The organism is Arthrobacter ginsengisoli, from assembly GCF_031456935.1.
Taxonomy (GTDB): Bacteria; Actinomycetota; Actinomycetes; order Actinomycetales; family Micrococcaceae; genus Arthrobacter; species Arthrobacter ginsengisoli.
Window position 1 is genome coordinate 18,921 of the sequence record NZ_JAVDVQ010000004.1, and the last position, 17,329, is coordinate 36,249.

Annotated in this window: 22 protein-coding genes; 11 read left to right on the top strand and 11 right to left on the bottom strand. The window is 62.8% G+C overall.

Features of this window, described 5'->3' with window-relative positions; translation table 11 throughout:
* Window positions 1-32: 32 nt before the first annotated feature.
* Window positions 33-413, bottom strand: a complete 381-nt coding sequence (locus tag J2X01_RS05900) for a cupin domain-containing protein (protein ID WP_309816045.1) — start codon at window positions 411-413, stop codon at window positions 33-35.
* Between the two features lie 1,214 nt (window positions 414-1,627).
* Between J2X01_RS05900 and J2X01_RS05905 the strand changes: the two genes are divergently transcribed.
* From J2X01_RS05905 to J2X01_RS05945, 9 genes are all read left to right on the top strand, one after another.
* The gene (locus J2X01_RS05905; protein WP_310051738.1) at window positions 1,628-1,906 is read left to right on the top strand and encodes a cupin domain-containing protein; all 279 of its coding nucleotides are present in this window, start codon (window positions 1,628-1,630) and stop codon (window positions 1,904-1,906) included.
* Window positions 1,907-2,043: 137 nt separating this feature from the next.
* Entirely contained in the window at window positions 2,044-2,406 is a 363-nt protein-coding gene (locus J2X01_RS05910; RefSeq protein ID WP_310051740.1) for a cupin domain-containing protein, read from the top strand.
* Window positions 2,407-2,526: 120 nt separating this feature from the next.
* On the top strand, window positions 2,527-2,907 hold the full coding sequence (locus J2X01_RS05915; protein WP_310051742.1) for a cupin domain-containing protein: 381 nt from the start codon (window positions 2,527-2,529) through the stop codon (window positions 2,905-2,907).
* Window positions 2,908-3,154: 247 nt separating this feature from the next.
* Window positions 3,155-3,370, top strand: coding sequence for a hypothetical protein (locus J2X01_RS05920; RefSeq protein WP_310051745.1), 216 nt, complete (start codon window positions 3,155-3,157; stop codon window positions 3,368-3,370).
* A gap of 947 nt (window positions 3,371-4,317) precedes the next feature.
* Window positions 4,318-5,310, top strand: a complete 993-nt coding sequence (locus tag J2X01_RS05925; protein ID WP_310051748.1) for a Gfo/Idh/MocA family protein — start codon at window positions 4,318-4,320, stop codon at window positions 5,308-5,310.
* 194 nt (window positions 5,311-5,504) lie between these two features.
* Window positions 5,505-6,218, top strand: coding sequence for an HAD-IA family hydrolase (locus J2X01_RS05930; protein ID WP_310051751.1), 714 nt, complete (start codon window positions 5,505-5,507; stop codon window positions 6,216-6,218).
* Window positions 6,219-7,250: 1,032 nt separating this feature from the next.
* Window positions 7,251-7,580, top strand: coding sequence for a hypothetical protein (locus J2X01_RS05935; protein WP_310051753.1), 330 nt, complete (start codon window positions 7,251-7,253; stop codon window positions 7,578-7,580).
* Window positions 7,581-7,925: 345 nt separating this feature from the next.
* Window positions 7,926-8,369 (top strand): hypothetical protein, encoded by a 444-nt coding sequence (locus J2X01_RS05940; RefSeq protein WP_310051756.1) that lies wholly within the window; start codon window positions 7,926-7,928, stop codon window positions 8,367-8,369.
* Entirely contained in the window at window positions 8,366-8,680 is a 315-nt protein-coding gene (locus J2X01_RS05945) for a winged helix-turn-helix domain-containing protein (RefSeq protein WP_310051758.1), read from the top strand. The genes J2X01_RS05940 and J2X01_RS05945 overlap by 4 nt, the downstream gene beginning before the upstream one ends.
* Before the next feature lie 301 nt (window positions 8,681-8,981).
* Here J2X01_RS05945 and J2X01_RS05950 read toward each other — a convergent pair whose 3' ends face one another.
* Window positions 8,982-9,284 (bottom strand): DUF4193 domain-containing protein, encoded by a 303-nt coding sequence (locus J2X01_RS05950; RefSeq protein ID WP_310051760.1) that lies wholly within the window; start codon window positions 9,282-9,284, stop codon window positions 8,982-8,984.
* A gap of 226 nt (window positions 9,285-9,510) precedes the next feature.
* A complete protein-coding gene (locus J2X01_RS05955) occupies window positions 9,511-9,651 on the bottom strand; it encodes a hypothetical protein (RefSeq protein WP_310051762.1) in 141 nt (46 codons plus the stop codon).
* Window positions 9,652-10,124: 473 nt separating this feature from the next.
* On the opposite strand from J2X01_RS05955, the gene J2X01_RS05960 reads away from it, so the two are divergent.
* On the top strand, window positions 10,125-10,598 hold the full coding sequence (locus tag J2X01_RS05960; RefSeq protein WP_310051766.1) for a hypothetical protein: 474 nt from the start codon (window positions 10,125-10,127) through the stop codon (window positions 10,596-10,598).
* A gap of 24 nt (window positions 10,599-10,622) precedes the next feature.
* On the opposite strand, the gene J2X01_RS05965 is transcribed toward J2X01_RS05960, so the two are convergent.
* From J2X01_RS05965 to J2X01_RS06000, 8 genes are read right to left on the bottom strand one after another with little or no spacing between them, the layout of a single operon-like run.
* Window positions 10,623-11,675 carry a HoxN/HupN/NixA family nickel/cobalt transporter gene (locus J2X01_RS05965; RefSeq protein ID WP_310051768.1) on the bottom strand — a complete coding sequence of 351 codons (1,053 nt, stop codon included), beginning with the start codon at window positions 11,673-11,675 and terminating at the stop codon, window positions 10,623-10,625.
* A complete protein-coding gene (locus tag J2X01_RS05970; protein WP_310051770.1) occupies window positions 11,675-12,553 on the bottom strand; it encodes an urease accessory protein UreD in 879 nt (292 codons plus the stop codon). Before J2X01_RS05970 ends, J2X01_RS05965 begins: the two co-directional genes overlap by 1 nt.
* Complete coding sequence (ureG, locus tag J2X01_RS05975) at window positions 12,550-13,167, bottom strand: urease accessory protein UreG (RefSeq protein WP_310051771.1); 618 nt, start codon at window positions 13,165-13,167, stop codon at window positions 12,550-12,552. The genes J2X01_RS05970 and ureG overlap by 4 nt, the downstream gene beginning before the upstream one ends.
* 33 nt (window positions 13,168-13,200) lie before the next feature.
* A complete protein-coding gene (locus tag J2X01_RS05980) occupies window positions 13,201-13,890 on the bottom strand; it encodes an urease accessory protein UreF (RefSeq protein ID WP_310051774.1) in 690 nt (229 codons plus the stop codon).
* Window positions 13,871-14,353, bottom strand: coding sequence for an urease accessory protein UreE (ureE, locus tag J2X01_RS05985; RefSeq protein ID WP_310051776.1), 483 nt, complete (start codon window positions 14,351-14,353; stop codon window positions 13,871-13,873). The genes J2X01_RS05980 and ureE overlap by 20 nt, the downstream gene beginning before the upstream one ends.
* Window positions 14,354-14,372: 19 nt before the next feature.
* Window positions 14,373-16,133 (bottom strand): urease subunit alpha, encoded by a 1,761-nt coding sequence (gene ureC, locus J2X01_RS05990; RefSeq protein ID WP_310051778.1) that lies wholly within the window; start codon window positions 16,131-16,133, stop codon window positions 14,373-14,375.
* Entirely contained in the window at window positions 16,130-16,459 is a 330-nt protein-coding gene (locus J2X01_RS05995; protein ID WP_310051780.1) for an urease subunit beta, read from the bottom strand. The genes ureC and J2X01_RS05995 overlap by 4 nt, the downstream gene beginning before the upstream one ends.
* Before the next feature lie 9 nt (window positions 16,460-16,468).
* Window positions 16,469-16,771: an urease subunit gamma gene (locus J2X01_RS06000; protein WP_310051783.1), complete on the bottom strand. Its 303-nt coding sequence runs from the start codon at window positions 16,769-16,771 to the stop codon at window positions 16,469-16,471.
* A gap of 199 nt (window positions 16,772-16,970) precedes the next feature.
* Here J2X01_RS06000 and J2X01_RS06005 point away from each other — a divergent pair, with 199 nt between their 5' ends.
* Window positions 16,971-17,306: a hypothetical protein gene (locus J2X01_RS06005; RefSeq protein WP_310051785.1), complete on the top strand. Its 336-nt coding sequence runs from the start codon at window positions 16,971-16,973 to the stop codon at window positions 17,304-17,306.
* Window positions 17,307-17,329 lie beyond the last annotated feature (23 nt).

Genomic DNA, 17,329 nt, shown 5'->3' on the forward strand with positions numbered 1-17,329 from the left:
GGCGGCATGGACGCGGAACGCATGGGTGGTCCTTACGGGTTGAAGGTGCGGTCGCCGGCGAAGAACCCCAGGCCGTACTCGGGGGTCTCGAACTTCACGGTGGTGCCCTTGGGGAAGAACAGCACATCGCGTTCCTTGGCGTGCGTGACTTCTCCGGTGGTCTGGTCCGTGAGGATGAATTCGCCCTTGATGACAACCTTCATCTCGTCGTAGGTGTACGTGTACACCAGCGGCTCGGACGCCTTCAGCTCGAAGAAGCCGGCGCACATGACCGAGCCCTCAGGGTTGTGCAGGGAGTCGCCGATCGCGGCGACCGTCCCCGGCTCGTTCATCGACGGCAGGCCGATGAAGCCGTTCTCTACCTTGTGGATGGATCCGGCCTTGCTCAGTGTTCCTACGAGCGTGGTTTCCATGGTCTCTCCTACTAAGAGTGTTGTGAAATATTCGTCAGCGCTGTTCGTCGTCGTCAGAGCTGGTCAATCTTGGTTGATATAAGACTGCGTTGAAGAACGGGGCTGGAACGCCGCTGGGGGGCTCCGTGAGGGATCGCCTGCAAACCCGAAGTTTGGCTTTTGTACCGACCGGCCGAGCTCTGCTTTGAGCCCTGCCGATGTGAGGCCAGTCACTTTGTTCGTCCCACAAACTTTGACATGAACAGAAGTTCAAGTCAATCGTTCAGTGCAAAGATTTCAAACCTCTTTCTGCCCAAGCAATGGCGGCAAAGAAGGCTGCAGATGGTCGCGCCGCATCGCGGATGGGATCCGACTCAGCTCGGCCAGTTGCGCGCAAGGACGCGCAAGGAGCTGCCGCCGAGAGCATTACGTTCCGCAAGAAGCCACCTCCGGACGCTGGCGACAGCAAGGGCAGCCCCGACCCCGGACGAGTGAAGACTCTAAACCTGATTGTCCGGGCGCCTCTTCAGCCGATGTGATGACCTCGCCCCTGTTCAGCTTTTACAGACGAAATCCAGGAGCAGTGGGGGACGGTCCGCCGACGCTCCCGCCGACATCCTTCCCGGCAAGACTCCGAACGATGCTGGAGCAGACTTGACCACTGCAGCATTGAGCAAGGCCGAGCAGAGCGCCGTCCATCGTGGCCCTCACCTTGGGCGAGGGCCACGGTGCGGGACTGAAGGTGGTGGTGGCCGCAGTGCCGGATACGCAGAGCACTGCCGAGTGGCCAGCCCGTGGCGGTCGGGCTGGTGGGTAGCCGAGCAAACCTCTCCAAACGAGGGGGGCCGCGCTGTATTTCGCCGAGCAACTCCTTTCGCCTCGCCGGCAATCAAGAGCACAGCGACCCCTTCACGCGGGCCAACCCAAGCTTTACGGCTGCAGGTCAATTTCAAAAAATCTAACATGAACGCTTGACTAGAACATTTGTCCATGTAACTGTTGTCACAGCACGGTGATCCACCTCACTATGACGCGATGTAACTGACATTCACCGGGCAAGTCTTTAGAGAAGATTTCCGACTATTGAAACGGTTGAAGCCATGAATGATGCAGGCACCATTCAGTCCCCGACAGCGACGACGGGGACTGCAATTGATTTCTGGGCCGCGAAGCCCATGGAGGCTCTGGGCGGCGACTATGGGCGGCTGCGCTGCCGGTTCATAAATGCTCATCCAGTGGGCAGTTGGGATGACTTTGTCCTCTCGGAATGGACGCTGGATTCCTGCGCCTGGGAGGACTTTCACCCGCACAGTGAAACCGCTTTCGTACTGGAGGGCGAACTCCATATTGCGAGCCAGGGCAAGACTGTCATCCTGAGGCCGGGCGATTCGGCCCGGGTCAATCCGGGCAGCCTGGGCCGGTACTGGGCACCCGTCTATGCGAGGATGATCACCATTTATGGCCCCAACCCCGAAGGCCTCGAATCGCACTCCTTCAAGTACTCCGAAGTCTGAGCCTGACGTACCCCTAATGACCGCACGCCCGGCAACGCCGAAACCCTTCAGCGCCGCGTCTCAGGGCGCTCCGGCCTGCAATGCAACAAAACTCTGTCAGCAGCAGAAGTTCCCCTAGCTCCTCGAAAGGCAACAAAATGACACATCAGACAGCCTCAATCTCCGCAACCCTCATCCGCGACGCGCAGAACGTCACGGAGCTGGAGGCCTGGGGCCCCTGCCCCGAAGCGACCGGCCAGCAGATGGACACCCGCGGAATCTATCTGTGGAAAGACGGGAACGGTGCCGAATCCGGTATCTGGGAATGCACCGCAGGACCCTCCCGCTGGGTACTGGAGACGAACGAATTTGTGCACGTTCTTTCAGGCTCGATGACCATCACGCCCGACGGCGGCGAGCCCGAGTTCGTTGGCCCCGGGACTACCGTCTTCATCCCCCGTGGCTGGAGCGGTAACTGGGAGATTCACGAGGCGCTGCGCAAACTCTACGTGATCTTCTAATCACGAATAAAAGCTATCAACAGAGAACCATTCCAAAACAAAGATGAACGGTTCCGGCAAAGATAAAAAGTTCTGACAAAGACTAGTCAGAGTTTCATAACACCACTCACAGGAGAGATCATGGAAGCCACAGCACTAGGAACGTTCACCAAGGCCGGATCCATCCACAAGGTGGAAAACGGCTTTATCGGACTGCCGTCAATGAACGTCCCGGGAGTCGACGCCGCCATCGGCGACTCCCTCACCCACCCCAACGGTTCAGTCATGAGCTCCGGATTCTTCGAGCTCAAGGCCTCCGAGCCCTTGGTCTACACGTACACCTGTGACGAAATGAAGGTCGTCGTGAAGGGCGAGTTCATCCTCACCGACCGCGCGACAGGCGAGGTGACCCACGCCAAGGAACGCGACGTACTGTTCTTCCCCAAGGGAGCAGAGATTACCTTTGAAACCCCCAACTACGGTCTCGGCTTCTTCACCGCTCACGGCTCCATGTCATCTTAAGGAGCCCTACGCGACCGGGGCATAGCCGGGCCATCAGGCGGCGGTTATGAACCAGATCGCAGGCATCGCCACGTTGGCCCTGCAGCAACAGCTATCCATCACGTGCTGTTGCTGCAGGGGCAACGGCGTCCGCGGCGCGCATCTGGCGGTGATCCTCGCTAGGACCACAGAAGAACACCTGACTTGAACAAGTGTCATATCAAAGTAATTACAACATAGCGAGCCACGTCACAAGAAAGTGTTGACCATGAGTAGTCAGACAATCGAGTCCCTGGAAGTCCTCGTCGACAGGCCTGAGGAACTTTACGAGTTGCTCAACGAGGCAGAGGCCCTGCTCCGGCAAGCAGCAATGGCCCGTGGGTCTGCCGGCATTAGGGTCACCCGGCATGATCTTGCCCGGTACACATTCGAACTCAGCGACACGGTTCCGTTTGGCGAGACCTGGGAGCAGACCGGCCGGTGACCCGTCGTCGCGGGCCTCGCTACCCGATTGGTCCGTGCCGCAACGATGACCCCCTCCTAGCGGACACGCCCGGGCTCAGCCTGCGTCCCGTCCACCCTTTCAGCCATCGTCATCGAACTCAAAACAGGCAAGTTCCAGCCTGAGTACGCTGGCTGACTCAACTTTCGCTCTTACGGGGATTGACAGTGGCACAGCCATGACCCATTTCACCGGCAACTCCTCCATTGAGAGGTTCCCCGCCCGCCTTCCGCTTGAGTCAGTCCACTAGATGCTGCAAAACAAACAACGAGGAGAGAATTGTGACTTCAGGGATGAATCGAGTAGAAGTTTCCGGCTGGGACGATGTCCAAGTTGGAGACAAGGTGCAGCTGGTCGGCAGCGGTCGCCCAGAGCATGTCGGATTAGTGGACGCCCGGACAGCGGACGGTGACATCATTTGGGTCCACGACCCTCTTGACGGCCGCCGTCTGTTCCACATACAGGATGGCTACGAATTACAGCTGGCCGCATCATGACCGAACCGTGTTCTGATAACCGTCACTACTGCTCAGGACCGGAAGCCGGCTAGCTGCCATGCCGGTTAACGCAATGCCTCTTTCCAGAATAATTATGGCTTGGCCTAAGGTCAGGCGGCGTCCGCGCCTCCCAGCTTGGGTTTTAAGGGATGATTCGACACTGAAATTCGCGTCTGTGGTGCAGGAACTTATACCGCCATGGCAAATGGCGCCCTCTGACCTCGGCATAGTCAGACGATAGGTCATTTCCTTGCAGGGTGTGGTGTCCCATACGGTGTGACGGGTTTGGCCAGCCAGCCCGCTAATCCCATCATGGCGATTCGGATGGTAGTAAAAATTGCATCTACGGAAACCGGCTGGCCCGTTTGTCTGCGGAAGCAGGTTCCAACAGTACTGTTCTCAGTCAGGATAGTCGTAGAAATGGAGAGTTCGATGAGCGAGAAATTGCGTTGGGGCGTCTTGGGCACCGCCCGCGTCGTCCGCAAGACAATTCCGGCGTTGCAGGAAACGAAAAACGGTGAGGTTGTAGGTATTGCGTCCCGCACGGAGCAAAAGGCCAGGGAATACGCTGATAAGCACGGCATTCCACAGGCGTTTGGTTCGTATGAGGCGCTGCTCGCTTCCCCGGACATCGACGCTGTCTACATTGCGCTGCCGAACGCGCTCCACCTCGAATGGATTTTTAAAGCCCTGGACGCAGGGAAGCACGTCCTTTCTGAAAAGCCTTTGGCGATGAGCGCCGCCGAGTGCGAGGAGATTACGCGCAAGGCCGACGAGACCGGGCTCCACGTCCTGGAAGGCTTCATGTACCGTTTCCACCCGCGGTTCGAGAAACTGCAGGAGCTGCTCGCAGCCGGCGCGGTGGGCCAACTAACGTTTGTCCACGTCGCACACTCCTTCGATACGGCCGGTGACGACAACATCCGCTGGTATGCCGGGCTCGGCGGCGGCGCACTTTTCGATGCTGGTTGCTACTGCGTCAACATGAGCCGGATGGTCACCGGGCAGGAGCCGGCTCATCTCGTGGCCTTTGGCAACTACCGTGACGCCAACGACGGCGGCCGGATCGACACCAGCATTGCGGGCATGCTGCGCTTTCCCGGCGGCGCAACCGCGCTATTTGATACGGGGCTGAACCTCGAGCGCCGCAACTTCCTGGAACTCACGGGCACCGGGGGCCGGCTCTACCTTGACAATCCTTTTGGGCTCCTGGAGGAGGACTCGGTCCTGGAGGAGCATCACTTCGGACAGGACACCATCCATCACCAGGTCAAGGGCGAAAACCACTTCATACGCATGGGCGAACACTTCGCCGACAGCGTCCTCAACGGAACACCGCTCCGCTACGATCTCACGGACGCGGCAAACAACGCGCGGGTGCTGGAAGGTCTCGACCAGGCAGCGAGGAAGCAAGAGGAGGCGTGATCCAGAGCTCCTAGCACTCACCGCTACCGGGATCGGGGCCAGATCGCTGGCCTCAGCGCAGACGCCATTACCCAAGTCTTCGATCTGAGCATTGGCCTGCTCATCCTCCCCGTGCTTGTGCCCAGAGCAGCAAGCGCACCACAGACTCGACTCCCGCGACCTACGCGGGAACCCCAGTTAGCAAAGGACCCACTATGGCGTCTCATGACCACTTCGCCCGGCCCATTAAAGAGCGCACGTCGGAGCTGCGCAGCGCGACGTTCGGGGCCCGCACCGTGACTGTCCTGCACTGCACTGCCGTACTGTTCGACTGCGACGGGGTGCTCGTCGATTCGGACAGCGCCGTTGTGCGTTCCTGGACCCGATGGGCGCATGAGATGAACCTGGACCCAGAAGAAGTCCTCCCTACCGTTTATGGACGACGATCGCTCGATACCGTCGCACAATTCATCTCCCCGTCGAAGCGCTCAGCCGCCGTGGAGCTGATCGACGCACTGGAAATCGAAGACGCAGCTACCGCCACCGAGATCCCCGGCGCCGCCGAGCTTCTGGCAGCAATACCCCCTGGCCGGTGGGCTACAGTGACCTCCGCGTCACGCGACCTGGCCCACGCCCGCCTGTCGGCCGCCGGGCTCACCGCTCCCGAGGTACTGGTAACGGCCGGCGACGTCAGACACGGCAAACCGCACCCCGAAGGCTACCTGGCCGCAGCACAACGTCTTGGCGTGTCGGCAGATCAGTGCGTCGTGGTGGAAGACGCCCCGGCCGGCATTCGCGCGGCGCGCGCCGCTCAGGTGCGACACGTCCTTGGCGTCGGCAGCCGTGACATCGGCGAACACCAGCCGGACGCCTTAGTCCCTGATCTGCGGTCCGTGCGCTGGACCAGTGCCGGCCTCGAAATCCAGTAAAAAAAATATTAGGTACACCCCACCCTGACGTCAGGAAGTCCCGCAAACATCGTCAGAATAGGGTCCAAAAATCGATTCCTGCACACTCATGCTGGGCAGTCTCAGAAGCAAATCTGACAGAAAAGCCCACACGAACATCAAGGGACCACTCCCCTGAGTCCGCTGTCGCGCTGTCACTAGGTCTATTCACCACCTCCAGCCAGCCCCGCCGCCCACCGAAGGACCGCGGCCAACGACTGAGGTACGACCGGGAGACCCTCAAATGGTGAAGCTCCGGTCAAATAGCGGTTGACCGGAGCTTCGGTGCGTACCTGAACCTTATGAATCCCTGTGAAGAAACCGGATAGCACAACGTCCCCTGCAAAGACGATCTAAGCGGCATGCAGCAATGTCGACCGGCGAGGCCTTTCTAATCGCTTTGTATCAACTCGGAGTCCGGTTCGGCCCATTCGAGGACGGCGACAATGGGTCCCTCGTTGGGGAGAGCCTCTTGTTCGGCCGGGGGAAGCTTGTCGTAGGTGTAGGCGGCGACGGCCATCGGTGAGGTGGAACGTCCCAGGCTGTACCGGACGCTCCGGTCATTCTTGGTGCCGCAGATGATATTCGGGCTGGAACTTGCCTGTCTTGAGCTCGATGACGACGCAGCCTGTTAACCGCACTAACGACCCGCGACCCGGGTCGAGGGATCTAGGCGCAGCCTGCCTGGCATGAGGACCCCTGTCATAAGACCGGAAAGTCTGTCACTACCGGAGTCTGTGAGTCCCTTCCTGCAAGCCGATAGCGGTCGTTATGACAGTCGAAGGATGTGGTCGCATCGATCGAGCGAGTCGCCTGGCCGTCCCGGCCCCGTGTAGAGGCACGCTGTCCGATCCGCATCCCGGTCAGTGCGAAGAGAAGGATCGGGGCAGGCTGGCCACATCCGGGGCCGCGGCACAAAACCAACACCGGCAGGCATTGCTTGGATCACATTTCGTCTATGGTTGTCCGGGGCGCCACAGCGTCGTGGCACCCGACTTAGAGCGGAGAGACTTCGTGACGACAGACAAGCTTCGAGTACTGGTCCGGGTGGACCTCGAGTGCGCAACGGCCCAGGTTTCCGCGCAGGGCCATGTCACTTCCAAGAGCGTCCGCGGCCTGTACGACGTGATGAAGCGCGCCAACTCGCTCACTGCGGGCATAACCCTGGAGCTCGATATGACCCGGGCCCGGATCGAGCCCGACGCGTTGGAAGAACTCCGGACCTGCTCGCGGTCCCACCATCTGCCTGCCCGTGTCGATCCGTTCCAGTCCGACTACAGACTGAGCATCCTCGCCCCCGACAATGCTGCGGCCCCGGCAACAATGGCCGCCCAGGCGGCCTGACCCACCACACTGGGATCATCGGAGCCATCCGTTGACTGAACGCACCGCACGCTCGTGGATGGTCCCGGCGCTGGTCCACGCGGCGCTCTCCACGGCGGTCGTCAGTTCGCGGGGCATGCTGCTGGTTCCCGGGCCGGCTGCCGGGCATCCTGACACTTCCCAATCGGATCGAAGTGGCAGTCCCGGCTGACCTGGCCGGGCCCCTCCCCCTGCCTTACCGACCCACCGGGGCCGTCCACCGCCCCGAGCCCCGCAGAAGGACCCATATTGGGCAAGTACTTTCCAAATGGAAAGTACTTACGTAGAGTGATCCCAGTTCCAGGGCCTACTACTGAGGAGAACCCAATGACCAACGAAGCGCACCCCAACCTGCATGAGCAACTGGAGGCAGCCGAAGCTGGCGGAGGCGGGGGAGCACGCATATCGCGCTCGGCCGACCTATTCGGAGGCCGCTTCGCCCTGATGATCGGTACTCTGATGGCGCTGTATCTTCTTGTCGTCGTCTACATCTACCCGCAGCGCAGTGTCTGGCTGAGTGCCGTCGCCACCGCAGCCTTCGTTGCCGGCATGGTGGCGACAGTCCGCTGGCATGCGGTGCGGCGGCGCGCGTCCAGCATCGGCTGGTCCAACCGGTATTCCCTGGCCTTCGCGGTCACGGCCGGACTCTTCGGCGCCGGAATAGCGCTGCTGGAGATGACAGACAACCGCGCCTGGTGGCTGTGGATTCCCTACGCCGCGCTTACCGCACTTCCCCTGGCTACCTCCCGCCTTTGGCGCGGTACAAAGTGAGCCCCGACGGCGCCTCAGTACACCCCCGGCTCGAACTTGACGAGTATTTGAGCTTGCCGGTGCGCCTGAGCATCGTGGCGGCGCTGGCCAAGGTGGACGAGGCCGAATTCGGAGTGGTCCGGGACATCATCGAGGTCAGCGACCCGGTGCTGAGCAAGCAGGTCAGTGTGCTCGAGAACGCGGGCTACGTGAACGCAAAGAAGGGTTACGTGGGAAGGCGGCCCCGCACCTGGCTGAGCCTGACCAATGACGGCCGCGCGGCGCTGGGCCGGCACCTGACAGCCCTCCACGCTCTCATCCGGGACCTCTGACCCAGCACCGTCATCCTCCATTCAACCCGTGAGTCGGAACCCTGCATGACGGAGATCTTCAGTTGGTCAGGAAGTCCATGACCTGGCAGTTTTCCCGACATTCAGGGCGACGGCGTACTCTTCGCCGGGCAGTCGCCGGTAGGACAAGCCTTCCATCCATGGCACGAAGGCCTAACCGGATGACCATGAGACGGGGAACCAGACGACAACTCCCGGATAAAGCCCCTCGAATCCTACGATTGGACGGTCACGACCCGCTGTTGATTTTGCTGTTCCTCCCGGCATCTGGAGCGGGATTGTTCTATCCCTCGCACTCGATGCAGTACGAGTGGCCGTCCTTATCGCGCGCGAGCTGGGACCGGTGCCGGACCAGGAAGCAGGAGTAGCAGGTGAACTCGTCCGAGGCCTGGGGTACCACCTGAACGATCAGTTCCTCGGCGACGAACTCTCCGCCGGGGGTCATCGCGTCATCCAGCGCGTCGGCCTCGTCGAGGTCGCGGACGACGCTACGGGCATCCGGTGCGTTCGCGGATTGCAGCGCCTCGAGGGAACGATCCTGCGATTCCTTAACGTCGGAACGGACTTCGTCGTAATCGGTAGCCACTGCGGTGATTCTCTTCTCTAACGTTCTTACCGGACCGCAATGCAACCTACACCATGGCTTCGGCATTCCCCTGCCGCGGACGTGACAAAGCCTTGATATGACGTTTCGATCGTTGGCGTTCCCTAAGGTGGAATCGTTCGCAGTTCCGCCGGCCTTTGACGGCCAGCAGCAGCCGGACGAACGGCGATGGCCCTGAGACTTTGTCATGAAGGACGAACCCGGAGACCTAATCCAACGGTGTCAGGTCGGGGTCGTGGCCGAGGACCGTGAGCAGATCCCGGAGCGAGATCCTTAATTGCTCATATCCGTGTTGATAGAAAAGCGGAGTCATCTCGTGCAAGCCGGTGCCGTCGAGTTCTTCGATCATTTCCACTGTCTCCAGGATCAAGGCTTCGACCTCAGGTGGCAGCCGTCCCGGCCAGTCGGCAGTGGCGTGGTCTGGTCACGATGTCGTCGTGCCTTTCTCGTTCAATCTCCTCCCATCTCAGGCGTTCAGGCGGCGGGTGAGGGCGGTGTTGAGGCGGCGGACGGCGTCCAGTGCCTTGTCACGTCTGCAGCGCACCCACGGTATCCGGGCAACACGACGTACCGATGGGCCGCGGTTCACCAAATTCACCCAAATTCACCTGCTGGGCTGGCTCCATGTTTTCCGTGGAAACTCCGTTCCGCCCCACTGCCGGGGCTACCCCGCCCGAGGTCAACTAGCACTTTGATCCCCTCGCTGATGAAGTAGAGACCATGATCTAGGCTTCGCCCCGAACGGGACGGTCCCGCTTTCGAAGACCCCACCTAGGCAGGCGCAGTCACACGCTCACCGCCGGCACATGGAAGTATTCACCTATGACTATCAACAATGATGATGCCAACCTTCCGGCACCAACGGACCCACAGGGCAAAGACGCCCCGCTCGAAGAGAGCCGCGGTTGGGACCACATCGGGGCCATCATTGTCGATGCGACGTTGCAGCGACGGCAGAACTACCACGCGACCGTCAAACCCCGCGTTGTCGCCCTGGTTGAGGCGTGGCCGGACGCCGCAACGACCAGCGGGTTCCGCACGCGCCTCGATACTGGCAAACTCTCGGAAATTATCGACTGGCCCTCCCCTGGCCGTCTCGCCCAGGTAGAGGACATCACCGCAGTGTTCGAGCGCCAGGGCATCGAAACGGTATCGGAACTCCGAGACGCCCTCAGCGACCAGGCCAGGCGAACCGTTGTCAGGGAGGCCCTAGCGGCTGTGCGGCACGTCAGTCCCAAAACGCTTGAATACATCGATACGCTGAGCGGAGTTTCCACCGACGCCCCCGGAGCCTAAGGGGTAGCCCGCGACGCCGGCTGGCTAGTCCCCCCGATGTGAGGCCGACAGCCGCCCGCGCAGGGAAGCGATGCCCCAGACCGACAGCAGGCACCCGACCAGCATCAGCCCGGCGTCGCCGAGGTCAATCCCACCGAGCCAGCTGGTCACGGGATCCTCGAGGCCGAAGGCGACGTTGAAGAAGCCGCCCAGCGTGATGAATGAAATGAACAGGGCGGACGCGGCGGAAATCCCGGTGATCAGCGCATTGAAGCCGAGTCTCCGTTGGGGATTGTGGAGAGCGGAGCTGTACATGCGCATCATGGCAACGCCGTTGGCCGTGTCGCACAGCGTCATGGCCGCGGCGAACGCCAGCGGCAGCGCCAGCAGTGCCAACGGTGAGACGCCGGCCAGGGATGCCGCCGTCGCCATAACCAGCAGCCCAATCGTGGTGGCCGTGTCGAAACCCAGCCCGAAAAGGAACCCGATCACGTAGATGTTCCGCGGCCGCCGGACGCCCGACAGGGGTTTCGCCAGCAGCCGGGCCATCAAGCCCTTGGCCTCAAGATCCTCATCCCGCACTGTCCCGCCGGCTCGCACGCGACGGTAGGCCTGCGCCGCGCGGACGAAGGCGAATCCGTTGAACAACCCCATGGACAGCAGGAAGATCCCCGAGACGCCACTGCCGATCAGCCCCAGCACGAGGTTCCCGGCCGTGCCGTCCGCCATAAACTGGCCCACCACCGCGGCACCGCCCACCACAAGAACCCCGGCCAGGATCACCACCGAGCTGTGGCCCAGGCTGAAGGCGAACCCAACGCTTACCGGGTCCTTGTGCTGGGCCACGAACCTGCGGGTTGAATTGTCAATCGCGGCGAGGTGGTCCCAGTCGTAGCTGTGTTTGATGCCCGCCGCGTAAGCAGTCAGCACCAAGCCGAGGGCCAGAGGCTCTCCGGTCGTCATCGCACCGGCGAAAAGAAGCACGACGACGGTGGCGTGCAGGGCCGCCACCGCACCGAAAGTTACAACCAGCCGCGTCCGCAGCGGGAGTTGCTCGCGCCGACGATACAGGTTGGCAAATTCGGCCAGGGTGCTCATCAGTATTTCCTGAGGTTCAGCGGCGCCGTGCCGTGCCACCGCTGACGGAGGAGGGCGCTGCAGGCACCCAGGAGCCGGTTGAGTTCTTCGGTGCTGTTCGAGAGGGAGCGGAGGACAAGTCCGCTGATGCCCTCCACCGTGGTAGTCAGCGAGACTCCCGTATGGGCGTCGTATGCGTCGGTCAGAAAGTGGAGCTCGTCCGCGAGGGCCTGGTCAACACGCGCATCCACCACGATCAGCGATCCCATGTGGCTGAAGCCCTCCATAAACCCCAACCCGGTGACATCATGCAGCGGCGGCCGGATCAGCACGTTGTCGAGAGCCAGCAGTCTGCTCCCCGCCCCGGATTCGACCTGGATTTCGGTCCGGAGCCGAAGTTCTTCGTAACGGAACGAGGCCCCGTCGGGTGACCAGCCCGGGGTGATGACCTCGGACATCACGAGGCTCGACGTCGGGTGCATGATGATGTGGGTGTTCTGCCGGTAGCTGGCCTCGCGGTAGGCGATCAGCTGGTCCGGAGCCAGCTCCAGCTGTGCCCCTGCCCCCAGCCGCAGCCGCATCCGCTGTTCCGCGAACGAGCCCGGCGTCCGGTAGATCTTGGTGGCCGACTGCGTCGTGAGCAGCAGCTTCGCCTCCTCGGCCACCTCCACATCCATGACATAAAGGTCAGCTCCCAAATAGGCCCCGCCAGGATTCACCACGACATAACAAACCTGCCCCGACTCATCCAGGTAATGCGGCCGCAAGACCCGCAATGCGCCCCGATGATACTGGCTCACAGCCACCGATCTGTCCCCGCGCACGGCGACAACGAGTTTGAGTTCGCCCATGGGTGAGTTGACCGGCGCAGCCGCCGGACTCAGCCTGAGACTGCTCATGGCGCCAGGTCGAGCATCAGGACATCATGACGCATCCAGTCGATGACCCGATCCAGACCTTCGTCGGTTTTGAGGTTCGTGAAGCAGAACGGCTTTTCGCCCCGGAACTCGCGGGAGTCCCGTTCCATCACCGCGAGGTCAGCGCCGACGTGCGGGGCGAGGTCGGTCTTGTTGATGATAAAGAGGTCGGACTTGATCATGCCCTGGCCGGCTTTGCGCGGGATCTTCTCGCCCTGGGCCACGTCGATGATGTAGATGGAGAAGTCCACCAGTTCGGGGCTGAACGTGGCTGAGAGATTGTCCCCGCCGGATTCCACAAAGATCACCTGCAGATCCGGGTGCCGCTTCTTGAGCTCCTCGATGGCGGCCGTATTCATGGAGGTATCCTCGCGGATGGCGGTGTGCGGGCAGCCGCCGGTCTCGACGCCGATGATCCGGTCGATGGGGAGGATGCCGTTGGCGGCAAGGATCTTGGCGTCCTCGATTGTGTAGATGTCGTTGGTGATGGCCGCCATGGAGATCTCCCGGCTCATGTGGCGGGTGAGGCGCTCCACGAGCTGGGTCTTGCCGGCACCCACCGGGCCGCCGATGCCGATTTTGATGGGCTCAGACATATTCTTCTCCAGACATATTTCTTGGTGGCTGACTTAGCTCATGAACATGCGGGCGCGCTGGCGCTCGTGCCGCATCTGCGAAATTTCCAGCCCGGGGCTGACGGCCCCGAAGTCGGACCGGCCAAGGCTGCCGGCCCGTTTCGCCGCGGCAGCGACGTCGTCGGCCGCCTTCCGCAGGATCCGCTGGCCGGCGTTCTGGCCCAGTGGGATCGCCCGGACGGCGTTCTGCGTCAGCGACGTGACCGCGGCGAACAGGTAGGAGGCGAGGGCCTCGGGCAGCGGGACCCCCAGCGAACGGGCGACGACGGCGAACGCCAGCGGCTGGTGGCCGGCAGCACCGCCGGCCCCCACCAGCTCCCGGTATTCCGCCAGCTCAGCAGACGGAAAGATCTCGGCGCCGATCTCCAGCAGGCGCCCGCCCATCTTGATGCTGGCCTCGCGCAGCTGCCGCGGCAGCAGCTGTGCGGTCAGCAACGCATCCAGTTCAGCAACGGGAATGTCCGCGTAGAGGAACCGGATGGCGAGGGCGTCCGAGTAGGTGAGCTGCTGGAACACAAACGCAGCCAGCCACACCCCAAACGACTCCTCATCATGCACCTGCCCGCGCTCGATGTAGCTCTCGAACCCCAGCGAGTGGGCAAACGCCCCGGTCGGCAGCGCGGAATCACACAGCTGCTGGAGCGCCAGCTGGTAGGGCGCGGAACTAGTGCGTGTGTTCGGCATGGCGGAAGGGGACGGGCATCACGCGCTCCTGGCGGTCGTAGGGCACCCCGACGTGTAACAGAAAGTCCTCGACCGTGTGGTCGTACTGGCAGACCATAACTTCGGCGCCGTAGTCGGAGGAGGCATCGAAAAACTGGGCCTGCAGATGCCGGTTGCCGAGGGAGTGCGCCACGACGCCCATCTCATGGATGGAGCGCGGTGCGATCACGAGGACGTCGGTGGGCAGCACCGACACCACGATCATGTCCGTCGGGGCCACATGCAGGATGTCGCCGTCGCGCAGGTCCCCGGATCCGGCGGGGAGGCGGATGCCGAGTTCCTTGCCGTGGTCGGTGGTGACGCGCTGGATGCGCTTGACAAGCTGGGCGCTGGGCAGCACAACCATTTCCCGGTGCAGCCCGAAGTACGGGTCCGGCCCGGGAGGAAGGTCGTGGATGTTGCCGAGGACCTTTTCGATGATCATGGCCGTCTCCTCTGGATGGCTAGAAAAGGAAGTAGCGCTGCGCCATCGGCAGCACGTCGGAGGGTTCGCAGGTCACGTCCTCGCCGTCGACGCTTACCCGGTACGTTTCCGGGTCCACCTCGATTTTCGGGGTGGCGCCGTTGTACTTCAGGTCGGCCTTGGTGAGGCTGCGGATGCCGGACACCGGCCGGATGACCTTCTCCAGTCCGAGCTCCGCCGGGACCCCGGCGTCGATCGCGGCCTGGGACAGGAAGGTGATGGAGGACTGCTCCAGGGCCTTGCCGTAGGCGGCGAACATCGGCCGCATGGTGCGCGGCTGCGGGGTGGGTATCGAGGCGTTGGCATCGCCCATGAGGGCGTACGCGATCTGGCCGCCCTTGAGCACCAGCTCCGGTTTGACCCCGAAGAACGCCGGGTCCCAGAGCACCAGGTCGGCGAATTTGCCGACCTCCACCGAGCCGATCGAGTCGGCCATGCCCTGCGCGATGGCCGGGTTGATCGTGTATTTCGCCACGTAGCGTTTCAGCCGGAAGTTGTCGCTCTCCGCGCCCCGGCCGGACGCGGCGCCATGGACTCCCCCGTCCGGGTCGTGGAGTACCCCGCGCTGGCGCTTCATTTTGTCCGCCACCTGCCAGGTGCGGATGATGACTTCGCCCACCCGGCCCATGGCCTGGGAGTCCGAGGACGTGATGGCGAAGATCCCCAGGTCCTGCAGCACGTCCTCGGCGGCGATGGTTTCGGCGCGGATGCGGGAATCGGCGAACGCCACGTCCTCCGGGATGTCCGGGTTGAGGTGGTGGCAGACCATGAGCATGTCCAGGTGCTCTTCGATGGTGTTGCCCGTATACGGCAGGGTGGGGTTGGTGGAGGCCGGCAGGACGTTGGGCAGCCCGGCGATCTTGATGATGTCGGGTGCGTGTCCGCCGCCGGCGCCCTCGGTGTGGAAGGTGTGGATCACGCGCCCGTCGATGGCCCGGATGGTGTCCTCGACGAAGCCGCACTCGTTCAGGGTGTCGGTGTGGATGGCCACCTGGACGTCGTACTGGTCGGCGACCTGGAGCGAGGTGTCGATCGAAGAGGTGGTGGAACCCCAGTCCTCGTGGACTTTCAGTCCGATGGCACCGGCGCGGATCTGCTCGGCGAGGGGTTCGACGGCGGATGCGTGCCCCTTGCCGAACAGGCCGATGTTGATGGGGAGTCCTTCGGCGGCCTGCAGCATGCGCTGGATGTGCCATTTGCCGGGCGTGACGGTGGTGGCCTTGGTGCCTTCGGCCGGTCCGGTGCCGCCGCCGATCATCGTGGTCACGCCACTGCACAGGGCGGCAGGGACCTGGTCCGGGGAGATGAAGTGGATGTGGGAGTCCACGCCGCCAGCGGTCAGGATCTTCCGTTCGCCGGCGATGATCTCGGTGCTGGCACCGATCACGATGTCCACGCCGTCGGTGATCTGCGGGTTGCCTGCTTTGCCGATCCGGAAGATATGGCCGTCCCGGAGCGCAACGTCGGCCTTGTAGATCCCGGTGTAGTCCAGCACGACGACGTTGGTGATCACGGTATCCGGGACGGCTCCCGCCTGGACGTCCCCGTCCCTGGTCACCTGGCCGTTCTGGCCCATGCCGTCGCGGATCACCTTGCCTCCGCCGAACACGACTTCCTCGCCGTAGACGGTGAGATCCTTCTCGATCTCGAGGAAAAGCTCGGTGTCGGCAAGACGGATGGCGTCGCCCGTCGTCGGGCCGTACAAATCGGCATATTGTCTGCGGGACAACTCGAAGCTCATTTGCCTGCTCCTTCGATCGGGGCAAGCGCGCCGTTGACCGCGTTGCTGAGGCCGTACACCTCGCGCCGGCCCGCGAGTTCGATCAGCCGGACCGTCCTGCTGTCCCCCGGCTCGAACCGGGCCGCCGTGCCCGCCGGGATGTCCAGCCGCCGGCCGTAGGCGGCCCGACGGTTGAACGTCAGGGCGGCGTTGGCTTCGGCAAAGTGGAAGTGCGAGCCCACCTGCACGGGACGGTCGCCGGTGTTGGTCACCACGACGTCGATCGCCTCGCGGCCCGCGTTGACCAGCACAGGCTCGGGGTTGAGAACGTATTCTCCGGGAATCATCTCAGCTCCCTAACGGATCGGATCGTGGACGGTGACGAGTTTGGTGCCGTCCGGAAATGTTGCTTCGATCTGGACGTCGTGGATCATCTCCGGCACGCCCTCCATCACGTCCCCGCGGCCCAGGATGGTGGTGCCGTGGCTCATCAGCTCCGCCACCGTCCTGCCGTCCCGGGCGCCCTCGATCAGTTCATAGCTGATAATGGCCACCGCTTCCGGGAAGTTCAGTTTCAGCCCGCGCGACTGGCGGCGGCGGGCGAGGTCGGCGGCGACCACAATCATGAGCTTTTCCTGCTCACGTGGCAGAAGATGCATGACGGAATCCCTTCAACACCGGCGATCGCGGGCCAGACGGCGCCGCGGTGTTGCCAGCGTAGACCCGGAACGTTTCCTGCAGGTTACCGGCGTCACATTGTGGAACGCGGCCGCGGACCCAAGTCCGGGCGCCATCCGGGCATGCTGCCGGCCCGCCGGCTGCCAGCTATCGTTCAGGAGCGGTTGGTAGGGTGGACGGATGAAACTTCGCCTCACCGCCCTGTCCGCAGCCGCCCTCCTGATCGCCCTGACCGGCTGCGGCCAGGTGCAGGACGCCGCGAACAAGGCGGTCAGCGACGGGGCATCCCAGGTGGCCACGGCGGCCGCCAGTGAAGTGAAGAAGCAGGCCTGCACGCTGGTGGCGGACGGCCTGGTCAGCATCCAGGACAAGGAGCTCCTGGGCGGTCTTGTGGCCGGCGCGGAGACCGCAGGTGTTCCCGCCGAGATCACCACCCCGCTGCGCCAGATCGCCGACTCCGGCGACCAGGTTCCGGCCGAATCCGTCAAGGCCCTGCAGGACGCCTGCGCCCAGTAATCCCTCGTGGACCGGGCAGCGGA

Bases quoted from the DNA above. Each gene is read 5' to 3' on its own strand.
- J2X01_RS05900 (WP_309816045.1), bottom strand. From the start codon at position 413: ATGGAAACCACGCTCGTAGGAACACTGAGCAAGGCCGGATCCATCCAC.
- J2X01_RS05910 (WP_310051740.1), top strand. From the start codon at position 2,044: ATGACACATCAGACAGCCTCAATCTCCGCAACCCTCATCCGCGACGCG.
- J2X01_RS05915 (WP_310051742.1), top strand. From the start codon at position 2,527: ATGGAAGCCACAGCACTAGGAACGTTCACCAAGGCCGGATCCATCCAC.
- J2X01_RS05920 (WP_310051745.1), top strand. From the start codon at position 3,155: ATGAGTAGTCAGACAATCGAGTCCCTGGAAGTCCTCGTCGACAGGCCT.
- J2X01_RS05925 (WP_310051748.1), top strand. From the start codon at position 4,318: ATGAGCGAGAAATTGCGTTGGGGCGTCTTGGGCACCGCCCGCGTCGTC.
- J2X01_RS05930 (WP_310051751.1), top strand. From the start codon at position 5,505: ATGGCGTCTCATGACCACTTCGCCCGGCCCATTAAAGAGCGCACGTCG.
- J2X01_RS05940 (WP_310051756.1), top strand. From the start codon at position 7,926: ATGACCAACGAAGCGCACCCCAACCTGCATGAGCAACTGGAGGCAGCC.
- J2X01_RS05955 (WP_310051762.1), bottom strand. From the start codon at position 9,651: ATGATCGAAGAACTCGACGGCACCGGCTTGCACGAGATGACTCCGCTT.
- J2X01_RS05960 (WP_310051766.1), top strand. From the start codon at position 10,125: ATGACTATCAACAATGATGATGCCAACCTTCCGGCACCAACGGACCCA.
- J2X01_RS05965 (WP_310051768.1), bottom strand. From the start codon at position 11,675: ATGAGCACCCTGGCCGAATTTGCCAACCTGTATCGTCGGCGCGAGCAA.
- J2X01_RS05970 (WP_310051770.1), bottom strand. From the start codon at position 12,553: ATGAGCAGTCTCAGGCTGAGTCCGGCGGCTGCGCCGGTCAACTCACCC.
- ureG (WP_310051771.1), bottom strand. From the start codon at position 13,167: ATGTCTGAGCCCATCAAAATCGGCATCGGCGGCCCGGTGGGTGCCGGC.
- J2X01_RS05980 (WP_310051774.1), bottom strand. From the start codon at position 13,890: ATGCCGAACACACGCACTAGTTCCGCGCCCTACCAGCTGGCGCTCCAG.
- ureE (WP_310051776.1), bottom strand. From the start codon at position 14,353: ATGATCATCGAAAAGGTCCTCGGCAACATCCACGACCTTCCTCCCGGG.
- ureC (WP_310051778.1), bottom strand. From the start codon at position 16,133: ATGAGCTTCGAGTTGTCCCGCAGACAATATGCCGATTTGTACGGCCCG.
- J2X01_RS05995 (WP_310051780.1), bottom strand. From the start codon at position 16,459: ATGATTCCCGGAGAATACGTTCTCAACCCCGAGCCTGTGCTGGTCAAC.
- J2X01_RS06000 (WP_310051783.1), bottom strand. From the start codon at position 16,771: ATGCATCTTCTGCCACGTGAGCAGGAAAAGCTCATGATTGTGGTCGCC.
- J2X01_RS06005 (WP_310051785.1), top strand. From the start codon at position 16,971: ATGAAACTTCGCCTCACCGCCCTGTCCGCAGCCGCCCTCCTGATCGCC.